Genomic DNA, 19,984 nt, shown 5'->3' with positions numbered 1-19,984 from the left:
TATTACAGAAAAAAGTATACAAAAAAGAAAGTGAATCACTCCACTTCCTTCTCTTTCTTATCACGAAAAACGATTGCACTGCGATTATACTCTACATCTTTTACTTGTAATCGAGCGTTTATTACTCTAGCTACTGCAAATAAATAGTCAGATAATCTATTTACATACTTTAGAACAACTTCATTTATTTTTCCTTCTTTTTGTAAGGACACGATACATCGTTCTGCTCGCCTTACAACTGTACGTGCAATATGAATAGCAGCTGCCGACTCGCTTCCACCTGGTAAAATAAAGCGCTCTAGCGGCGGTGCTTCTTCTATATACGAATCAATCCTACTTTCTAAGTTTTCGACCATTTCAATTTTTACTTTATAAGGTATCTTCTCACCTACTATCGCCAAGTCTCCCCCGCAATCAAATAGTTCATGTTGAATCGTTTCAAGTTCATTGTAAATATCTCCGAAAGGCCCGCCTTGTAGTTTAGTCATTGCATATCCGATATGAGAATTCGCCTCGTCTATTGTTCCATACGCTTCCACACGGATATCATCTTTATCAACCCTACCACCTATTACACTTGTCGTTCCTTTATCTCCTGTTTTTGTATATAATTTCATTTCTTCACAGCACCTCTCTTGTTATTCTTTATTCGAGCAACATAGAAAAAAGTTCTACCATTCTTTATTTAATTGAGTTTACAAAAAAATAAAAAACAGCAGAACTTTATTCATTATCAACTTTAAAAACGTATATCTAAATTATACGATTCGGTAAATAGACAGAGAATGTAGTTCCTTCTCCAACAACACTTGATACAGAAATTTTACCATCATGGCCTTGAACAATATTTTTCGCAATCGCAAGCCCGAGTCCTGTTCCACCTTTTTTTCCACGTGTTCTTGCTTTATCAGCTTTATAGAAACGATCAAATAAAAATGGAATATCTTCTTCTGGAATACCAACGCCCGAATCTTGTACTTCAAAAATGAGACCATTATTTTTCGTATCAATTACAAGTGTTACATGTCCGCCTGCGTTCGTATGACGTATTGCGTTATCAATTAAATTCGTCAATACTTGTTCCATACGATCTGCATCAAACGGGTATTGTTCAATTGGATTTTTGAAATCAACTGTTAGTTCAACTTCTTTATCCTTTGCAATCCCTTGGAATTTACGACCAATTTTTTCAACAAACGGATGTATGTCCACTTCACCTATATGTAACTCTACATTACCACTTTCCATGCGTGCTAAATCTAATAATTCATTTACAAGTTTACCTAAACGAACGGATTCATCATAAATGATTTGAACAAACTCATTAATTTCTTCTTTCGTTTGCACAATATCATCTAAAATTGCTTCACTATACCCTTGCAGCATGACCATCGGTGTACGAAGTTCATGCGATACATTCGCAATAAAGTCTTGACGCATCTTTTCAAGACGACGTTCTTCCGTCATATCTCGCAGTACTGCTACAGCCCCGCGAATTTTCGTTTGATTGTAGAGCGGCGTCATAAGAACTACATAGTTCCCTTTTTGTAAATTAATTTCAACAACTTGTTGTTGTTCGCTTTCTACAACGAGATGGAATAGTTCAACAAGTTCAGAAGGCAGTTTTTTACTGAGCTCTATCTCTTTTTCTTCTTGCCAAACTTGTAAGAAATGTTCAGCCGGCGGATTGATTACTACAACTTCACCTTCTTGATTTAATGTAATAACCCCATCTGCCATACTACTCAAAATACTTGCTAACTGTTCTTTCTCTTGCTGCAGGGCATTCATATTAAACTTCAACTGTTTCCCCATTTGATTTAAGGCCGTTGCAAGCTCACCAATCTCGTCCTGAGATACCATAGGGGCTTTTGCATCAAACTTCCCACGCGACACTTCAAAAGCAACCTCACGCATTTTACGAAGTGGTGCTGTAATTCGAGTAGATAAGAAGAATGCAAAGAAAGTTGTTAATATAATCGCAATCCCTGCTGATAAGAATATAAAATCAGTCGTTCTTTCCATACCTTGTATCGGCACTTGTAAAGATTCGTATACAAACACTGCACTTTGATTTTTTGATTGCACTGGTTTTCCGACAATCATAATATCATTTTCAGTATTTTTATTTTTTCTACTATTAGAGGCTTTTCTAATGTTATTCTTAATTTCTTTTTTGTCTGTAAACACAGCCGCTAATTCTTTATCTTCTTTTAAGTCATCCATTGTAAGAGTGACTAAGCCTTCTTGTTTCGGTGAAGAAGAGATTTCTTTACCATCTTCTACAATAATAATCCTTGAAAGTGGATCAGAGAATTTGTAAGCGATATTCTCAATCGTTTTTACATCGGCACCTTCTTCAATTAACTCTGAAACACTTGTTGCGACTTTTTGAAGCCTAGCTTCACTCATATCAACATAATACGTTCTAAAAAACTGTGAAAGTAAAATCGCAACAAATCCAAGAACAAACGAAACGAGAAGTAATATGGTCATCCATAACTTCCCTACTACACTTCTCCAAAGCATCAGTCGTTCACAACCTCAAATTTGTAACCTACACCCCAAACAGTAACAATCATTTTCGCTGCATCTGGTGATTTTTTGCTTAACTTCTCACGTAAACGCTTTACATGTGTATCAACTGTACGTAAATCTCCGAAGAATTCATATTGCCATACTTCTTTTAACAGTTGCTCACGATCGAATACTTTATCAGGAGCTTTCGCTAAAAATAATAGTAACTCATATTCTTTCGGCGTTAAGTTTACTTCATTACCATCTGCAGTAACACGGTGTGCATCGTTGTCAATTGTTAAGTGCGGGAATACAGTAACATCTTTTGTCGTTGTATCTTGTGTAAAGAATGTTGTTGGTACAGCACGACGTAATACCGCTTTCACACGTAGCACGACCTCACGTGGACTAAATGGCTTTACAATATAATCATCTGTTCCAACTTCAAATCCTTGTACTCTATTTACTTCTTCACCTTTTGCTGTCAGCATAATAATTGGTGTCGCTTTCTTCTCACGAACCCCTTTACATACTTCAATGCCATCTTTACCAGGCATCATAAGATCTAATAAGATTAAATCGTAATCATTTTGTAACGCCATTTCTAAAGCTGTATCACCATTATCTGCTTCTTCAATTGTGTATTGTTCTCTTTCTAAGTACATTTTCAATAAACGACGAATACGATCCTCATCATCTACAATTAAAATTCTTGATTCATTTTCCATCTCTACCCGCTGCGTACTCTCACTTCAGCGGTTCACACCTACCCTTCTTTACTATTATGTTGCGCTATTCTCGTTTATTTAAGCAATCTTCTAAATGTTTCACTTCCCATATTATGCTTCACAAGAATAATAAATTTTGTTCAATTTTTTTCCAAAACTATGTATTTTTTTTGAACAGTATATAATGTCCTCGACATCATTTTACAAAATCAACCGCTACTTTGTCATGTTTTTCTCAAAAAAGAAGAAAAGTTGACAAAAATAAAATAGGAAAGTGACATGCACTCTCCTATTTTATTTCTCTATGCATATGAATGTAAACCGGCAATAATTAAGTTTACTACAATAAAGTTAAACATAATAATTGCAAAACCAATTACTGCAAGCCAAGCTGATTTCTCTCCATGCCACCCTTTAGATAATCGTAAATGTAGTACTGCAGCATAAAAGAGCCACGTTATAAGTGCCCAAACCTCTTTCGGATCCCAGCCCCAAAAACGCGTCCACGCTATTTGAGCCCAAATCATTGCAAAAATTAACGCTCCTAATGTGAAAACTGGGAATCCAATTGCAATAGATCGATATCCGATTTCATCTAGTAAATCACTATTCGTATTCTTTACTAACGGCTGAAGTGCTGCCGATACTCGCTTCCGTAAAACAAGTCTTAATACAATATAAAGTAATGTTCCAACTAACACTGACCAAATAACAGTATTTAATTTCTTCGCATTTACAATCGCTGGAACTTCAACTGCCGGTTCTAATTTATTTTCTGTCAGTAACTTCCCTTCATGCGGTCCAACTAAAGCCGGAAGATTGTACTTCATTTCCAGTTGCTGTTCATTTTTATCAACCCATTGAAACTTCGCTTCATATTTCATACTAGAAAATACCGTTGTTACTCCAATAAATCCAACTGTACAAACAAGTGTAAATACTACCGTCTCTAGCCAAAATGTCCGTTTACTTCTCGTTGATTGATCTACATTTTTTAATAAATACATAACGCCCGTAATAAAACTAATCGCTAAAATTGCTTGTCCTGCTGCTGCAGTCGTCACGTGAATATGTAACCAATTACTTTTTAAAGATGGAATAAGCGGAGATATTTCCCTCGGAAACATACTTGCATAGGCAATTAATAAAAGCGCAACTGGTAATGCAAATAGTCCAATTATACTTACACGGTACATAAAATACATTACAATAAATGCTCCTACAAGCATCATGCCGAAAAATGTACCGAATTCAAAAAAGTTACTAACTGGTGCGTGCCCTGATGCGATCCACCTTGTAACAAAATATACTGTTTGTGCTATAAACCCTAAAATTGTAATTGTTATTCCTACATTTGCCCATTTATGACCCTTTTCTTTAATGGCTCCACCAAAAAATAGAGTCGCAATTAAATATAAAATAAATGCGGTAAAGAGAAAGTTACTACTTATTTGCACCATATCGTTTCCCCACCTTAACTAATTTTTTTATCGATTACTTTATCATTTGGCTGTGGAATTGCTGTACCTTCTATTACTCTTTCAATATCTTTCTTTAAACCGAACCAATTTTTATTCGTATGCCCTGCAATCCACCATTCATCATTAACACGTTGTATCCAAATACGGCGATGATTCCAATACATACCTTGAATGACACCAACCATAAATATAAACCCTCCAATACCGAGAATCCAAAGCGTTAAATCTTTTCTTACAGTAAGTGCTGTTGCATTTTGCATTTCAACACCTGCAAACGACATTTTATATTTGTTGTTTCCATCAGGTTCTATATTTTGCTGAATACCAACAAAACTCACTTCACCATCTGGTGTTTCAGGTGTAAACATTTTAAATACAAATGCAGGATTGTTCGGTAATTTCGTTTTTGTATTTGGTTTTCCATTCTCATCGAAATAAAAATCAGGAAAATAGCTTAATAGTTCTAGAGAATAACCATTTCCTAAATCATATTTTTCCTTAGGATTCGTTAAATCTACTTTAATCGGTCCCCATTTTTGATTATTTTCTTTATTTTGCAAGTTGAAGGACATACTTTTAAATTCACTTTCTTTATAATCCACTTGATACACTGCAAATTGATCAAATTTCAGTGGTTCATTTACTCGAATTTCCGCTTCTTTTACTTTTTCCAACTTTGGTTTTTGCCCTGCTATATTTTCGCCCACAGCTTTATATAATACAGCATTCGTTTGGAAGTTTTTCGCAATCATTTTATCGCCTACACGATCAATCGCTTCCTCAAAAACTTCCTTGTCCTTACTTTTATCATAAACTTCTTTTATAAATTTCTCGTTTTTTAAGTAGTATTGTCCATCCGTCCCTGGTATTTCTTTCGTTTCACCATCACGTAACCAAAGTGCTTCGTCTACGTACATACTCGGTAAAAAACGAAGCATCGCACCGAATAAAAAGATAATAAGACCGATATGATTTACATATGGACCCCAACGCGAGAAGCGTCCCTTTTCTGCTAAAACGTTTCCGTCTTCCACTTTCACGTTATAGTTTCTTTTCTTTAAATTCTTTTGCACTCTTTCCAGGTCACCATCTTTCGGTGTACCAGTCCCATATAATCTCTGTCTCTTTAAAAAGCTAGGATGTCTTTTTACGCCTTGCTTTTTTAAAGCTTTATAAAGTGGAATAACGCGGTCTAAACTACATATCACAAGTGAAATACCGATAGAAGCAATCAAAATCATATACCACCATGAACCGTATAAATTATTAAATCCTAATTGATAGTATAATTGCCCTAAAAATCCGTATTCTTGTTTATAATATTCAGCTGGTGCAATCCCTGGAGTTATGTACATTTCTTGCGGAAAAATAGTTCCTATCGCTGATGCAGCTAAAGTTATTACGATTAGCCATACACCCACTTTTACAGAAGAGAAAAAGCTCCAAATTTTATCGACTATCGTTTTTGTTTGCGTGAGAGATCTCCGTGCACTCCCCTCATAGCGCATATCCAATAGTTTTGCATTTTCATTGCTTTCAAATGGTTTCCCGCAAGCTTCACAAAAAACGGTTCCTATCGGATTAACATGTCCACATTCACATTTAATTTCTTTCAACACTCTCACCGCCCCTGTCTCTATATGTACTATTGTATATTCTAACCTCGAGTTACCGCAATACTCAGAATTTTTAAACCAGAGGCACTATAGACACGCACCTCTTATGTAAAGGCTTTCTTTATTACGGAGTAATTTTCTTTAAATACCCTTCTAACTGTTCTTTCGTTTGTTCACCTATAATTTGCTCCACTACTTTTCCATCTTTATCAATCAAAAAGCTTGTCGGTAATGGACCTACTCCATATGTTCCTATAATCTTTTGTCCTTTATCAATAGCAACTGGGAATTTCAAACCATATTGGTTCACAAAGTTCTTTACTGCAATATCCGTTTCATCCGCATCTAACGCTATGATTTCAACGCCTTTTTCTTTATACTTTGGATATAATTCATTCATATAAGGCATTTCTTTTTCACAAGGTTTACACCACGTACCCCAAAAGTTTAAAAATACACCTTTTCCCTTTAAATCTTTTAGTTCAATTTTCTTCCCTTCTAAATCCGTCACAACAAAGTTAGGTGCTTCTTTTCCGATTTGCATTTTCTCTTTATTAGCAAAGAATCCTTGATAAAGGGTAAATCCTACAGCACCACATAAAATGAGTAGAATAATAACGCGAAATAATAAGCGATTTTTCTTCATATTACCTCTCCTCTCCTCGGTAAATGTTATGTATTATCTTCTGTAAATGTTGTATTGAATAAATCACCAGCAGAGCACTCCACTGGTGAATTTTTAACTCTATAGCTTATCTTGGCTTTGTAGAAGCAAGCGCGCGTAATTGTTTCACCTCATGTGGTGTCAATTCTCTCGCATCACCAGGTCGCAGGCTTCCTACTTCTAAGAAAGCATAACGTTCACGTTTTAATTTCACTACTTTACAGTCTAACGCTTCAAACATACGACGTACTTGACGGTTACGTCCTTCATGAATTGTTAATTGTACAATAGCCATTTCTTTACGCTTGTCCCAAGAAATAATTTTCACATGTGCTGGTGCTGTTTTACCGTCTTCTAGTGCAACACCGCGTTCTAACATGCGAATTTTCTCACCTGTTAATGGGCCTTTTATTTTTGCAACATACGTTTTTTCAACTTTATATTTAGGATGCATTAATATATTTGCGAAGTCCCCGTCGTTTGTCATTAATAATACTCCTGACGTATCATAATCTAGACGTCCGATTGGGAATAAACGTTGTGTAATTTCAGGGAAAAAGTCTGTTACAACACTTCTACCTTTATCATCTGATACACTTGAAATTACACCAGTTGGTTTATATAGTAAAAAATAAACAGGTTCTTCTTTTTCAAGAGGGATGTTATTTACTTCTACTTTATCTTGAGGAGTTACTTTTGTTCCTAACTCTTTCACTATTTTTCCGTTAACTTTCACTTTTCCTTGCTGAATTAATTCCTCAGCCTTTCTTCTCGATGCAATACCTGCTTGCGCAATCACTTTTTGTAATCGTTCCATTTCTTTTTTTCACCTCGAATTTATCTTACCTTACATTAGAAAGACTTGGCAACCGCATACGCTTTACGGTTATTCGCTCCATCTCACTTAAACAACATAGCGATGATATTAAACATATAAAGGTCAAATCATGTTTTTATCCTTTATTATTGTCCATATTTTTCATATTTCTCACAATAAAAGTTCATCATTTTGTCAAAAATACCACATAAAAAAACCACTATTAAGCTACACCTTAATAGTGGTCGTATACGTATTATACGCGAAATAGCATAAAAAATGAATAGCTTTACTGAAACAATAGGGAAACAAAGACAATCGAGCAAATAATTCCGATTAAATCTGCAAAAAGACCTACTTTTAATGCATCTCCCATTTTTCTAATACCAACAGCTCCGAAGTATACTGTTAAAATATAAAAAGTCGTATCTGTACTCCCTTGCATCGTAGAAGCTAATCTCCCAATGAATGAGTCTGGCCCATATGTGGCAATTAAATCAGTCGTAATACTTAGACCAGCAGAACCTGAAATAGGGCGTATTAGTGCTAATGGAACGATTTCTGCTGGAACATGAATTAAATCTAGCATTGGCTTCATTACTGATATCATTGCATCTAGCGCACCTGAAGATCGGAATATAGAAATAGAAACAAGCATTCCAACCATAAACGGTAAAATGGAAATTGCAATTTGAATCCCTTCTTTTCCTCCCTCAACGAACGATTCATACGTCGGCACTTTCTTTATCGTGCCATATAAAAGGATAAAACCAATTACACAAGGGATTACCCATAAGGAAATTGTATTTACAATACTCATTTTTTCCGCCCCTTTCTACTCCTTCTTCGGTAAAAATAGCGGTCAATCCAAATCGCTCCAATCATAGAAAGTACTTGTGCAATAAATGTTACCCCAACAATTTCAGTAGGATTGGCTGATTCATACGTCATTCGAATTGAAATGACTGTCGTAGGAATTAATGTAATAGCTGATGTATTTAATGCTAGAAACGTCACCATAGAACGGCTCGCCGAATCCTTTCCTCCATTTAACTCTTTTAGTTGTTCCATCGCTTTAATACCAAGAGGGGTTGCTGCATTACCTAGACCAAAAAAGTTTGCCATCATATTTGATAGAATAAATCCCATGGACGGATGGTCCTTTGGTATTTCTGGAAACAACCTTTTTACTATCGGCATAAAAAGCGAAACTAATTTTTTTAACAATCCGGCTTCCTCTGCAATTTTCATTAAACCAAGCCAAAATACTAAAACACTAATAAGTCCTATACAAATCGTTACTGCATCTTTTGCTCCGTCAAATACAGCCTTATTCACTTCTTCCATCGTTCCATTTATCATGGCGTATACAATCCCAATGACAGCCATCGCTACCCATACGAGATTAACCATCGTTCCCAACACCTATCATGTAAGAAAAAATTTCTTTCACATTATTCCAGTAAAGTCCCGTTGTAGCTACTAACTTCCGTTTACTATAAAATAAATTCCGTTCTCCAACTTTCTCATTGCCAACATAAACATCTGTCTTTCCAACCTTTACTCCATCCTCAAGCGTTATACTTTTATCCAGTTCAACTTTTAATAACACGTTCTTTCTTTCCTCTTCAGTTAACGGCACGGAAAAACTATTTTTCGTATAAACATGGTTGGCATACTTCTTTTCATTTATTTCAGCAATTGCTCCTTGTCCTAAAACTTTCGTTTGCTTGAAACGTTCGAATCCTTTGTCAAATAGATTCATATGATCATCCCAATCACTAGAAGCACTCAAAGTTACGACAATTAAATCTAGTTCATCTTTTGATGCCGTTGTAACAAGCGTTCTTCCTGCTTTCTTCGTAAAGCCTGTTTTTCCTCCTGTTGCAAATTCATAATAAGACGTTACCAACTTATGTTTATTTTTCCACGGGTAATCCCAAGAATCGGATTTATACGTTTTTGTTCCAAAGATTTTTTTAAATGACTCGTTTCCCATTGCATACTTCGTTAATAACGCCATATCGTAAGCCGACGAATAATGTGATCCATCTCCATCTAAACCATGAGGGTTTGAGAAGTGAGTATCTTTCATTCCAATTTCTTTCGCCTTTTCATTCATTAAATATACGAATCCATCTATACTCCCACCCACACTTTCAGCAATTACTTGCGCTGCGTCATTACCAGATCTAAGCATGAGTCCGTATACTAAATCTTCTAACTTCACTTTTTGTCCAGGCTTTAAATAGATTGCTGATCCTTCCACCCTCACCGCTTCATTGCTAACTGACACCATTTCTTTCATCTTCCCTGATTCAGCAGCTAACAAGGCAGTCATAATTTTTGTTATACTAGCAATTTTTTGAGGTTCATGTTCTGCTTTTCCGTATAATACACGACCAGACTGTTGCTCCATTAATACAGCATTTCGAGCACTGACATTGCTGTTCATCTTTGCATATGTAGGAATTGGCATAACGCTTGCGTACATAATAAGAAGCGTAATGATTACACAAATTCGTCTCATATTTCCCCCCACGTCCTTTTGGCACTTTTTGTACAAGTGTATGCTTGGCCTTTTAAAATATGAACGAAATCTTCCTTCTGCTTTCATTAAAAAAGACGCAGAGAATTTGCGTCTAATATGGTGTCCATTCAATTTGTTTCGCAGTTTCAAACCTTTTTTCTACATCAGGCCAATTTACAACATTCCACCAGTTTTTAATATATTCATCTTTTCGATTTTGGTATTGTAAATAATACGCATGTTCCCAGACATCTAGTACAAGGAGTGGTATCGTATCCCATTGTGTAAATAATTGATGAAGTGTACTTTGCAAAATTTCTAACCTTCCAGACCGGGGCACCCAAACGAGAATTGCCCAGCCTGAACCTTCTACTTTAGAGGCCGCTTCTGTAAAATGTTTTTGGAAACGTAAAAAGCTCCCAAAATCTTGTTCGATTTGTTGTGAAAAAGCACCTCTTGGACTTCCACCACCGTCTTTTTTCATGTTATTCCAAAATATCGTGTGTAAGTAATGACCTGACCCATGAAAAGCCGCTTCTCTCTCCCAATGCTTAATTAAATCAAATTGATTTGTTTTTCTCGCTTCTTCCATCATCTTCTCTGCTTTATTTAACCCTTCCACGTAACTCCGATGATGTTTATCATGGTGTAACATCATAATTTCTTTAGAAATATACGGTTCTAACGCATTATACGGATAAGGTAATGGCGGGAGTGTATGTCCTCCAATTGGAACAGCTCGTTCGCTATCCCCTCTTTCATATAATTCATATTCCTCTTCTTCTTGCATAAATACTTCCTGCAAGTGATGCTGAATGTGTTCTACATCATCACTTATTTCATACATAAACTCTGCATCTGTTTCATACTCATGCTCTTTCATACGCTCTAACAACGTCTGAATTTTATAAGCAAGCATATGGACATCATACACTTCCATTGCGCGGCTATCTAATACGTGAAGAACACTTTCACACCAATTTTCTACTTCATGAAAGTAATCTGTAAATACACCTTGCTGATTCATGTTGCACCTCCCTAATGCTATCCACTTAACTATATTCAATGAAAATCCCTTATATAACTGTACAAAAGGAAAAGAAGCTAAGTCACCTTAGCTTCTTTTCCCCAATCAATATTTGTGTAACATCTTTGTCTGATAATCCGTCTCATAATATTCTAGTTCTTCACGCATCAATTGAAATTTACCTTCTAAACTCTTCATCACTTGCCCCAATGATGCAGGTGGTGTTTGTTGAAAAACGATAGAATTTTTTCCGGTATATGCAGACCGACTATTTTCATACCAATAATCACTCTTCGGTGAAAAAAACTCTGCAATTACTTGATGGTAAATCTTATATAAAATTTTTTCAGCTGCTGTTTTTCGAAATGGCTGACTATTCAACAAAACAAAACATGCATCATGTCCTTCTTCGCAAAAAACGAGAAGTCGTCTCATTGATGCTAATAACCCTTTATAATATTGCTCGTTCCCTGCCGGTGTCTCCTCTAATAAAGAAGGCAACGTATGATAATTTACATAATTGGTTATTAAATGAATAGCATCTTCTAAAAATATAGAAACTTGTTCTGTTTGATTTTCAACCATCAAATTAGACATTTTTCTCTCTCCTTTGCCATTTCACACTATTTCTACTCTTTTATTTTTATGTAATTCAGCCAATATTTCTTGTACTTTCAACACCGTTCCTTCATCAAAATATTGTTGAAATTCTTCCATATTATTTAAATACAAACGTTTTTGCGCACGAAGCTCCCTATCTTTCACTAAACAACATATCGCTACAATATCGCGTAAATATATGTTTTGTTCTTCTACTTTATACACTGGATTTCCTTCAAAAGGAGTAATTTCTTGTAAAACTTCTTCAAAATATCGAACGTATAAAACCGAAAAAGTTTTCTCTTTATCATTTAATATATATGTCACTTCAGATCTGTTAAAAAAATCCTCTGATGTATTAGGTTTCGCTTTTTCTAACTCATATCCTACATAACCTTTTATAATCATATACTCCCCTCTCCTCCTTTTTTTATCTTATTCTAACTTAATTTTCTGATAAACAAAATATTCTTTTAAATATACCTATATAAAAAATAGCTCCCCTATACAGGAATTTACCTTTTTATTTTTCTTGAAGTTTGTCATAATAATATTATTGTCTCAGTTTTCTTACACAAGGAGAGTTGTATTTATGTCGTTTTCATGGAAACGTTTCTTACAAATCGGGAAAATTATCTTCCCATTTGTTGTATTAACAATTGTATTCTTTCAAGCAAAAAAAGAATTAGCGGGCATTTCTTTTTTAGAAGCGATTGATACAATTAAAAACATTCCAACTGGAGGAGTCTTTTTAGCAATTACACTTGGTGCATTCGCTGTATCAACAATGTTCTTTTATGACTATGTTATGCTTCGTTACTTAAAAGCTGATATTCCTGTCCAAAAGATTTTCCGTATCTCGTGGATTGCTAATACTTTAAATGGATTTATCGGGTTTGGTGGTCTCGTTGGAGCCGGCGTACGCACAATGCTTTATCGTCCATACATAAAAGAAAATGGAAAACTTATTAAAAGTATCGCTTGGATGACAACTGCCTTTATTAATGGATTAGCCATTCTTTCATTTCTTGGTCTTATCGGAATATTAGACACGAGATTTATTTTGCATGAAAAACCATGGCTATGGCCTGTTCTTATCTTCTTTGCTCTTTTCGTTCCTATATATATCGGGTTTTCTAAATTAAAAAATAGAAAAGCGACGCAAACAGAGGGACAAGAAGAAGAGGAGAAGAACCCAACCGTTTTATACTCATTAGTTTCATTAGTCGAATGGGTATCTGCTGGTATTGTTATGTACGTCATATTATTATTATTTGGCATTGAAATCGAATTCCAAAAGTTTTTAGGCGTATATGTCATTGCTGCTTTAGCTGGTGTCGTTAGTCTTGTTCCTGGTGGCCTTGGATCATTTGACCTTGTCTTCTTAACTGGGCTTGGGCAATACGGCATCGATACAGGTGTTTTACTCCCTGCTATGTTATTATATCGTCTCGTCTATTACATCTTACCATTCTGCCTTGGTCTCATTTTTGCAGCTTTTGAAATGACAGGAGTAGCCATTAAAAAGTTTGAAGATAAACCTTTTATTGCGCCTGCATTAGAGACAACTGGTGTTATATGGACTTTGCAGCGTGACTTTCTAGGAAAGTTAGGTTCTTGGGCATCTGCTGCTTTAACAGTATTTGCTGGCTTAATGGTTATTTTATCAACCATTCTACCGACAAGTATAAATCGGGCACACGCCTTACATATTCTAGCTCCAAAACACCTTATTCAATTTTCTTTTAGCTTATCACTAACATTCGGTATTCTCCTACTCATTCTTTCACGGGGGATATATTACGGAACAAAACGTTCTTATTATATGACGATTGTTTCTTTAATTGGAGCGGCTATTTTTAATACACTAAAAGGAATTGATGTTGAAGAAACGTTTATTTTATTAATCGTACTCGCTGTATTGTATATGCTTCGTAAAAGGTTTGTACGTGAGAAAATGGAAGTCTCACTTTCCGATATCGTAAAAGTTTTTATATTCCTACTTGTAACGTTATATTTATATAAAAACTTAGGTATTTTATTTGCAGGTGCAAAGGAAGCTTTCAAACCTGATTTTGTCGTTCGTAATATTACACAAGTGAAACGAAGTGCATTAGCAGCTGCCTTTTTTGTTCCTACTTTTTTACTAATTGGTTCACTCATTGCAAATCGTTATCGAAATGAATTTCCCGGGCAACCAGCTAATGATAAAAGATTACAAAACTTCTTAGATGAACATGGTGGAAATGTACTTAGTCATTTAGGTTTTTTAGGAGATAAGCAGTTCTTTTTCAGTAGTGATGGAAAAGCACTCATTCTCTTCTCAATAACTGGAAAACGACTTATTGTACTAGGTGATCCAATTGGTGACCCTTCCTCCTATCGTACTGTATTGCAAGAGTTTTTAGCTGAGGCTGATCGATTTGGATACATTTGTGTATTCTACCAAATTGAAAGTAAATGGATGAGTTTATATCACGATTTTGGTTATAACTTCTTTAAGCTCGGTGAAGAAGCTGTTGTTGATTTAAATACCTTTACAATAACAGGAAAGAAACGTGCTGGCATGCGAGCTACTTTCAACCGTTTTGAAAGAGAAGGCTATACATTCTCTATTCATGAGCCACCTTTCTCCGACGAATTATATGAAGAGTTAAGAAAAGTTTCAGATGCATGGCTTGGTGGAAAAAAAGAGAAAGGTTTTTCACTCGGATACTTCGATCGTGAATATATTAGTCGCGCTCCTATCGCAACATTATCTGATGCGGATGGAAAAATTATTGCATTCACAACATTCATGCCCGTATATCAAAACGGATCATTATCTGTCGATTTAATGCGATATTATCCAGATGCGCCTAGCGGCATTATGGACGCAATTTTCATCCACTTATTCCAATGGGCAAAAGAAAATGAGTACCACTCCTTTAATATTGGTATGGCACCACTTTCAAATGTTGGTTTATCCACACAGTCTTTCTGGTCTGAACGAGTGGCTGCTGCAATCTTTAATAACGTTCGTTATACGTATAGTTTCAGCGGATTACGACATTTTAAAGAAAAATATAAACCAGCATGGAGCGGTAAATATTTAGCATTTAGGAAGAATCATTCTTTACCAATTACAATGCTCTCTGTAACAAAATTAATAGGAAAAAGAAAAAACAGCTAAATTCTTAGCTGTTTTTTCTTTTTTGAACTTGTACAATAAATTCTTTTTCATACTTCTTACCATTTATATAGAAATTCCCCCACATTTTATACGTGCCCTCGGCAGGAAATGTAATCCGGTATTGTAATTGCTCATCCGTATCTACAGGCATAGCGTATAAAAAGTTCTCCTTCGTTTCATCCACGATATAGAGTGACTCTACTTCTCCTCTCTCTGAATGTAATTTCAATTTTTCACCCTTTTTCGCTTGAAACTGAAATGTTAACGTAACTGGTTCATTCGGATGTAATGCGCCAAATAAAAGAGAAACTTCATACTCTCCTATTTTTTTTGTAAGTACACTGTCGATTGGAAATTTCACTTTTTTCTTATTGTTCTCCTCTTTCGTTCTACCAAAATCTTTCCTAGCGAATGACTCTACGGACTTATTTTTATCTTCGTATAAAAATATTGTATATTCTTCGTCTTTCGCTATTTTGGAAGATAACTTATATGACCCGTTCCCTGCAAATGTAGGTTTAATTTGTTGTATGTGTTTTAACTGTCCATCTACAATCACTGCCCGAATTTGATCATTTACACCACGAATTTCATTATTCTTTTTGTTTAACAACTGAAATAAAATATCTACTTTCTCATTTCCCTTTCCATTTGACACATCCCACTTTACTTCCTGAACATCTCCTACAGTCTCTTCGTTTTCTTGATATTTTTTTATGTAAAATCCTCCTGCCACAATAAGTACTAACGCAATAAGTCCAATGACAAGATTTTTCAAAACATCACCTACCATTTTTATTGTCTCTGTTCATACAAAACTTCTTAAGGTATATATTCTAGATTATGATTTATGAAATCCTCCTATTTTGCACATATTACAAATAATAAAAAGATTTTAATTGAAAGGATTCGTAGTGTATAATGCAAATGATATTGATTTCTATCAATACATTATAAGGAGGACTTTTCATGAGTGTACATATCGAAGCAAAACAAGGCGAAATCGCTGAATCTATTCTATTACCTGGTGATCCATTACGTGCAAAATATATCGCTGAAACATTTCTAGAGGATGTTACTTGCTATAATAACGTACGTGGTATGTTAGGTTTCACTGGAACTTATAAAGGAAAACGTGTATCTGTTCAAGGTACAGGTATGGGTGTTCCTTCTATTTCTATTTATGTAAACGAATTAATCCAAAGCTACGGAGTTAAAAATTTAATTCGCGTTGGAACTTGCGGTGCAATTCAAAAAGATGTAAAAGTTCGTGATGTTATTATCGCAATGACGGCTTGTACTGATTCTAATATGAACCGTTTAACATTCCCAGGATTTGATTTTGCACCAGCTGCAAACTTTGATCTTTTAAAGAAAGCTTACGATGCTGGAACTGAAAAAGGATTACACGTTCGTGTCGGTAACGTTTTAACAGCAGATGTGTTTTATCGTGAAAGCATGGACATGGTTAAAAAACTTGGAGATTACGGTGTATTAGCAGTAGAAATGGAAACAACTGCTCTTTACACATTAGCAGCGAAATACGGTGTAAATGCATTATCTGTATTAACAGTTAGCGATCACATCTTCACTGGCGAAGAAACAACATCTGAAGAGCGTCAAACTACATTTAACGAAATGATTGAAATCGCTTTAGATGCAGCAATTCAACAATAATACACTAAAGAACTTGTCATACGTCTGGCGAGTTCTTTTTATGTGACTTTTTATAAATAACTATTTTATAAAGAGACAGATTTCTCCCCTCTACTTTCTTGTAACGTTTGTTATAATAAAGTGAAACTTTAATCAGTGGGGATTTTTCCCATTCCCCATTGATTATTAGTTGAACCAATCAGGATTTTACGGGCAGTTGATCTCCCGCCTAACTCCCTTGTATTTGCCGAATTTTGAAGTAGGAGTCTTATTACCTGTTAAGGCGGGATAAAGAAATCATTTACAGTATTTCTCATAAGAGGTGACGCAGTGAAAAACAGAAGTATCGTCTTTAAACTATTTTTATTAACATCCACTTTATTTACAATCATATTCCTACTTTTTTTCCTAGGACAATCTCTATTTTTAGAGAAATTTTATATTAATAAGAAAGTAAAAACAGTCCAAACTGCTTTTGAAAAATTCGTAGATAATTATGATAAAAGTGATAAAAGTTATGAGCAGGTTAGAAAACTAAAACAAGAATTTCATGATAAAACAAATGCAGATATGCAGTTTTTGGATTCTAACGGTATTATTAAAAGTGATAACAATTACTATATCGATGTATTTAATCCCAACAATAATAAACAGTATTCCATTCCACTCAATAATCTTTTAACACCAGAAGAATATAATAAATTCGAAAATTTAGGTTTAAAAAAAGATGTAATAATCAATGTTGATGGAGTCGTACAAGAGAATAATATAATCACACCACAAAAATTAGGAACGAATTATAATCAATGGCAGAACGAACATTTCTATTCGGATTTTCAGTCAATTAATGGTAACCCTTCTAAGAACAGACTTGCAAGCCGATACAAATCTACAACTCGAATCGTCTTTACAGGTGTTATAACTAAGTTACAGCTCCCATCCAAAGCTGAGGTTCGTCTTGCAAATGATATTGAAACATTACAAGCCGTTCAATATTTCGCAGATATGATTAGAGAGGGCACTTCTAACTCGAACCAATTAAGTACTTTTATATTAGATGGTGGAGAAAATATAAAAAATAGTATCTTTGTAAAACCGATTATAGAAAACGGAAAGATTACAGAATACGCTTTTGCGATAGCATCTTTGCAGCCTGTTAATGAAGCGATGCTCGTTTTAAAAGATTATTATGTTTATGCCTTAATTATCGTGTTTCTCGTTATTATTTTGTTATCCTTCTACTACTCAAAAATCATTGTTAAGCCATTAATTAAAATAAATCGTGTTACAAAAAAAATGGCTAATTTTGATTTCAGCGAGAAATTACCTGTTACAGCTGACGATGAAATTGGCGGGCTTTCTGGCAGTATCAATACATTATCTGTAAATTTAAAAGATCGAATCGATCGATTAAATGTCGCTAATACAAAGTTACAACAAGATATTGAACGTGAACGTCAATTGGAAAAAACAAGAAAAGAATTCATTTCTGGCGTGTCACACGAATTAAAAACACCACTGAGCGTAATTAGAAGTTTTGCAGAAGGAATTAAAGATGGTGTTAGTAAGGATACTTCGTATTATACTGATGTTATTTTAGAAGAAACAGAAAATATGAACAGGCTGATTGTTGAAATGTTAGAATTAGCAAAGTTGGAATCTGGTACTTACAAACTAGATATGACGACGTTCTCAATCGGTGAATTAACGCAACAAGTCTACACAAAATTATTATTTAGCATGGAAGAAAAACATTTACAAGTGAATGTCGATGCAGACCCTTCTATACTTGTTAAAGCAAATCGTAGCCGTATTGAGCAAGTAGTTGTGAACTTACTAAGTAATGCAATCCGTTATACGCCAGATGGAGAAAAAATACAAGTCTCTATTATAGAGGCAGAAGATACCGTAAAAGTCGAAATCGAAAATACAGGAAACCCTATCCCTGAAGAAAGTCTTGAAAAAATTTGGGATCGCTTCTATCGTCTAGATGCATCACGTAGCCGTCACACTGGAGGTACTGGTCTCGGATTATCTATTGTAAAAAACATTTTAGACCTCCATCATGCCGAATACGGTGTGTATAATACGACTAACAGTGTTGTATTCTATTTCAATTTACAAAAAGTAAAAGAAGTCAAATAATTTGTCTTAATTTCACTAGGAGTTCACATGAAATTCACACTCTCCCTTTATAGTAAGAAACAAGTTAATCCTTTCCTTTACACATATAAAAGAGGAGAGTGCGTGAAATGAAACAAGCAGGACAACCTATTCAAAATGAAAAACAATTAGAAACTATCAAAAATATACTTTTACAATCTTCGAAACGTGATGGCTTATTATTCGTATTAGCTGTAAATTCTGGCTTAAAAGTAAGTGAAATCTTACAATTAAAAGTTAGTGATGTAATCGATGAAAATGAAAATGTTCGCCATTCCATTTTATTTTACAATGAAAAAGTGAAGAAACATAAATGGTTTGCTGTAAATGAAGACTTACAGCACGCAATCGAAGACTACATGAAAGAACGTAAAACTTGGAAACGTAATGAACCATTGCTAAAATCTCAAAAAGGAACAAAATCTATTACGAGACAACATGCATGGTACATTTTAAACAAAGCTGCAAAAGAAGTTGGATTAGAAGGGATTAGCTCACATACACTTCGAAAAACTTGGGGTTATTGTGCATACAAATCAGGTGTTGATATTGCATTTTTACAACACTTCTTTGATCACAGTACTCCATCAAAAACTTTAAAGTATATCGGTATTGCTTAATAACTCTTATACATAAAAAAGGTTACCATTTGAAAATTTGGTAACCTTTTTTATATTTCATATTCTCTTTTCTTGTCTCTCCTATACTGTAGTGGTACTCTAATACTAAGGGGGAGAAATTATGAACACACTTACAATTGAATTACCAAAAGAAACGGCTGAAAAACTTGATTTATTAAAACAAGCTTATGAAAAGAAAACAGGTGCTTCTATCTCTGAGAGCACTCTCGTTCAAACACTTATCTCAAAAGAATTTATCCAGGCGATAACTCCTTTCGATTTACAACAATTTGTCAACGGAAAAGAACAGCATTAATGAACTGCACCCCAATTGTTAGACACAGTCTAACAATTGGAGGTGCAGTTTTTCTATGGCTAAATTTACAGCTGATG

19 protein-coding genes are annotated in these 19,984 nt (G+C 34.8%); 5 read left to right on the top strand and 14 right to left on the bottom strand.

Annotated elements, in window-relative coordinates:
- Positions 1-35 precede the first annotated feature (35 nt).
- From AC1Q51_RS21070 to AC1Q51_RS21010, 13 genes are all read right to left on the bottom strand, one after another.
- Positions 36-617 (bottom strand): cob(I)yrinic acid a,c-diamide adenosyltransferase, encoded by a 582-nt coding sequence (locus AC1Q51_RS21070; RefSeq protein ID WP_000781271.1) that lies wholly within the window; start codon positions 615-617, stop codon positions 36-38.
- 136 nt (positions 618-753) lie between these two features.
- Positions 754-2,529, bottom strand: a complete 1,776-nt coding sequence (gene resE, locus AC1Q51_RS21065; RefSeq protein WP_000964683.1) for a sensor histidine kinase ResE — start codon at positions 2,527-2,529, stop codon at positions 754-756.
- A complete protein-coding gene (gene resD / locus AC1Q51_RS21060; RefSeq protein WP_000426861.1) occupies positions 2,529-3,245 on the bottom strand; it encodes a DNA-binding response regulator ResD in 717 nt (238 codons plus the stop codon). Before resD ends, resE begins: the two co-directional genes overlap by 1 nt.
- A gap of 302 nt (positions 3,246-3,547) precedes the next feature.
- Complete coding sequence (gene resC, locus AC1Q51_RS21055; protein WP_000250087.1) at positions 3,548-4,705, bottom strand: cytochrome c biogenesis protein ResC; 1,158 nt, start codon at positions 4,703-4,705, stop codon at positions 3,548-3,550.
- Positions 4,706-4,719: 14 nt separating this feature from the next.
- Positions 4,720-6,345 carry a cytochrome c biogenesis protein ResB gene (resB, locus tag AC1Q51_RS21050; protein WP_000910517.1) on the bottom strand — a complete coding sequence of 542 codons (1,626 nt, stop codon included), beginning with the start codon at positions 6,343-6,345 and terminating at the stop codon, positions 4,720-4,722.
- A 121-nt stretch (positions 6,346-6,466) separates the two neighbouring features.
- A complete protein-coding gene (resA, locus tag AC1Q51_RS21045) occupies positions 6,467-6,988 on the bottom strand; it encodes a thiol-disulfide oxidoreductase ResA (protein WP_000742194.1) in 522 nt (173 codons plus the stop codon).
- Between the two features lie 106 nt (positions 6,989-7,094).
- Positions 7,095-7,823 carry a 23S rRNA pseudouridine(2605) synthase RluB gene (rluB, locus tag AC1Q51_RS21040; protein ID WP_000440553.1) on the bottom strand — a complete coding sequence of 243 codons (729 nt, stop codon included), beginning with the start codon at positions 7,821-7,823 and terminating at the stop codon, positions 7,095-7,097.
- A 289-nt stretch (positions 7,824-8,112) separates the two neighbouring features.
- A complete protein-coding gene (spmB, locus tag AC1Q51_RS21035; RefSeq protein ID WP_000029514.1) occupies positions 8,113-8,643 on the bottom strand; it encodes a spore maturation protein SpmB in 531 nt (176 codons plus the stop codon).
- Positions 8,640-9,236 carry a spore maturation protein SpmA gene (gene spmA, locus AC1Q51_RS21030; RefSeq protein WP_000247810.1) on the bottom strand — a complete coding sequence of 199 codons (597 nt, stop codon included), beginning with the start codon at positions 9,234-9,236 and terminating at the stop codon, positions 8,640-8,642. Before spmA ends, spmB begins: the two co-directional genes overlap by 4 nt.
- Entirely contained in the window at positions 9,229-10,353 is a 1,125-nt protein-coding gene (locus AC1Q51_RS21025; protein ID WP_090975941.1) for a D-alanyl-D-alanine carboxypeptidase family protein, read from the bottom strand. The genes spmA and AC1Q51_RS21025 overlap by 8 nt, the downstream gene beginning before the upstream one ends.
- 112 nt (positions 10,354-10,465) lie before the next feature.
- A complete protein-coding gene (locus AC1Q51_RS21020; RefSeq protein ID WP_001075742.1) occupies positions 10,466-11,380 on the bottom strand; it encodes a superoxide dismutase in 915 nt (304 codons plus the stop codon).
- A gap of 105 nt (positions 11,381-11,485) precedes the next feature.
- Positions 11,486-11,977, bottom strand: a complete 492-nt coding sequence (locus AC1Q51_RS21015; RefSeq protein WP_000067551.1) for a YpuI family protein — start codon at positions 11,975-11,977, stop codon at positions 11,486-11,488.
- Between the two features lie 21 nt (positions 11,978-11,998).
- A complete protein-coding gene (locus AC1Q51_RS21010; protein ID WP_000584360.1) occupies positions 11,999-12,388 on the bottom strand; it encodes a hypothetical protein in 390 nt (129 codons plus the stop codon).
- 184 nt (positions 12,389-12,572) lie between these two features.
- On the opposite strand from AC1Q51_RS21010, the gene mprF reads away from it, so the two are divergent.
- Positions 12,573-15,152, top strand: coding sequence for a bifunctional lysylphosphatidylglycerol flippase/synthetase MprF (gene mprF / locus AC1Q51_RS21005; RefSeq protein ID WP_000010853.1), 2,580 nt, complete (start codon positions 12,573-12,575; stop codon positions 15,150-15,152).
- Between the two features lie 4 nt (positions 15,153-15,156).
- On the opposite strand, the gene AC1Q51_RS21000 is transcribed toward mprF, so the two are convergent.
- Complete coding sequence (locus tag AC1Q51_RS21000; protein WP_000232599.1) at positions 15,157-15,945, bottom strand: DUF8832 domain-containing protein; 789 nt, start codon at positions 15,943-15,945, stop codon at positions 15,157-15,159.
- Between the two features lie 176 nt (positions 15,946-16,121).
- Here AC1Q51_RS21000 and deoD point away from each other — a divergent pair, with 176 nt between their 5' ends.
- The 4 genes from deoD to AC1Q51_RS20980 all read left to right on the top strand — a co-directional run bounded on the left by deoD (position 16,122) and on the right by AC1Q51_RS20980 (position 19,907).
- Positions 16,122-16,829 (top strand): purine-nucleoside phosphorylase, encoded by a 708-nt coding sequence (gene deoD / locus AC1Q51_RS20995; RefSeq protein ID WP_000110707.1) that lies wholly within the window; start codon positions 16,122-16,124, stop codon positions 16,827-16,829.
- Positions 16,830-17,138: 309 nt separating this feature from the next.
- Entirely contained in the window at positions 17,139-18,953 is a 1,815-nt protein-coding gene (locus tag AC1Q51_RS20990) for a sensor histidine kinase (RefSeq protein ID WP_492331702.1), read from the top strand.
- A gap of 107 nt (positions 18,954-19,060) precedes the next feature.
- The gene (locus tag AC1Q51_RS20985) at positions 19,061-19,591 is read left to right on the top strand and encodes a tyrosine-type recombinase/integrase (RefSeq protein WP_000806236.1); all 531 of its coding nucleotides are present in this window, start codon (positions 19,061-19,063) and stop codon (positions 19,589-19,591) included.
- A 121-nt stretch (positions 19,592-19,712) separates the two neighbouring features.
- Entirely contained in the window at positions 19,713-19,907 is a 195-nt protein-coding gene (locus AC1Q51_RS20980) for a DUF3924 domain-containing protein (RefSeq protein WP_001094860.1), read from the top strand.
- Positions 19,908-19,984: the final 77 nt, after the last annotated feature.

The organism is Bacillus sp. MT94 (assembly GCF_058792475.1).
This window is presented reverse-complemented; position numbering and strand designations above follow the sequence as displayed.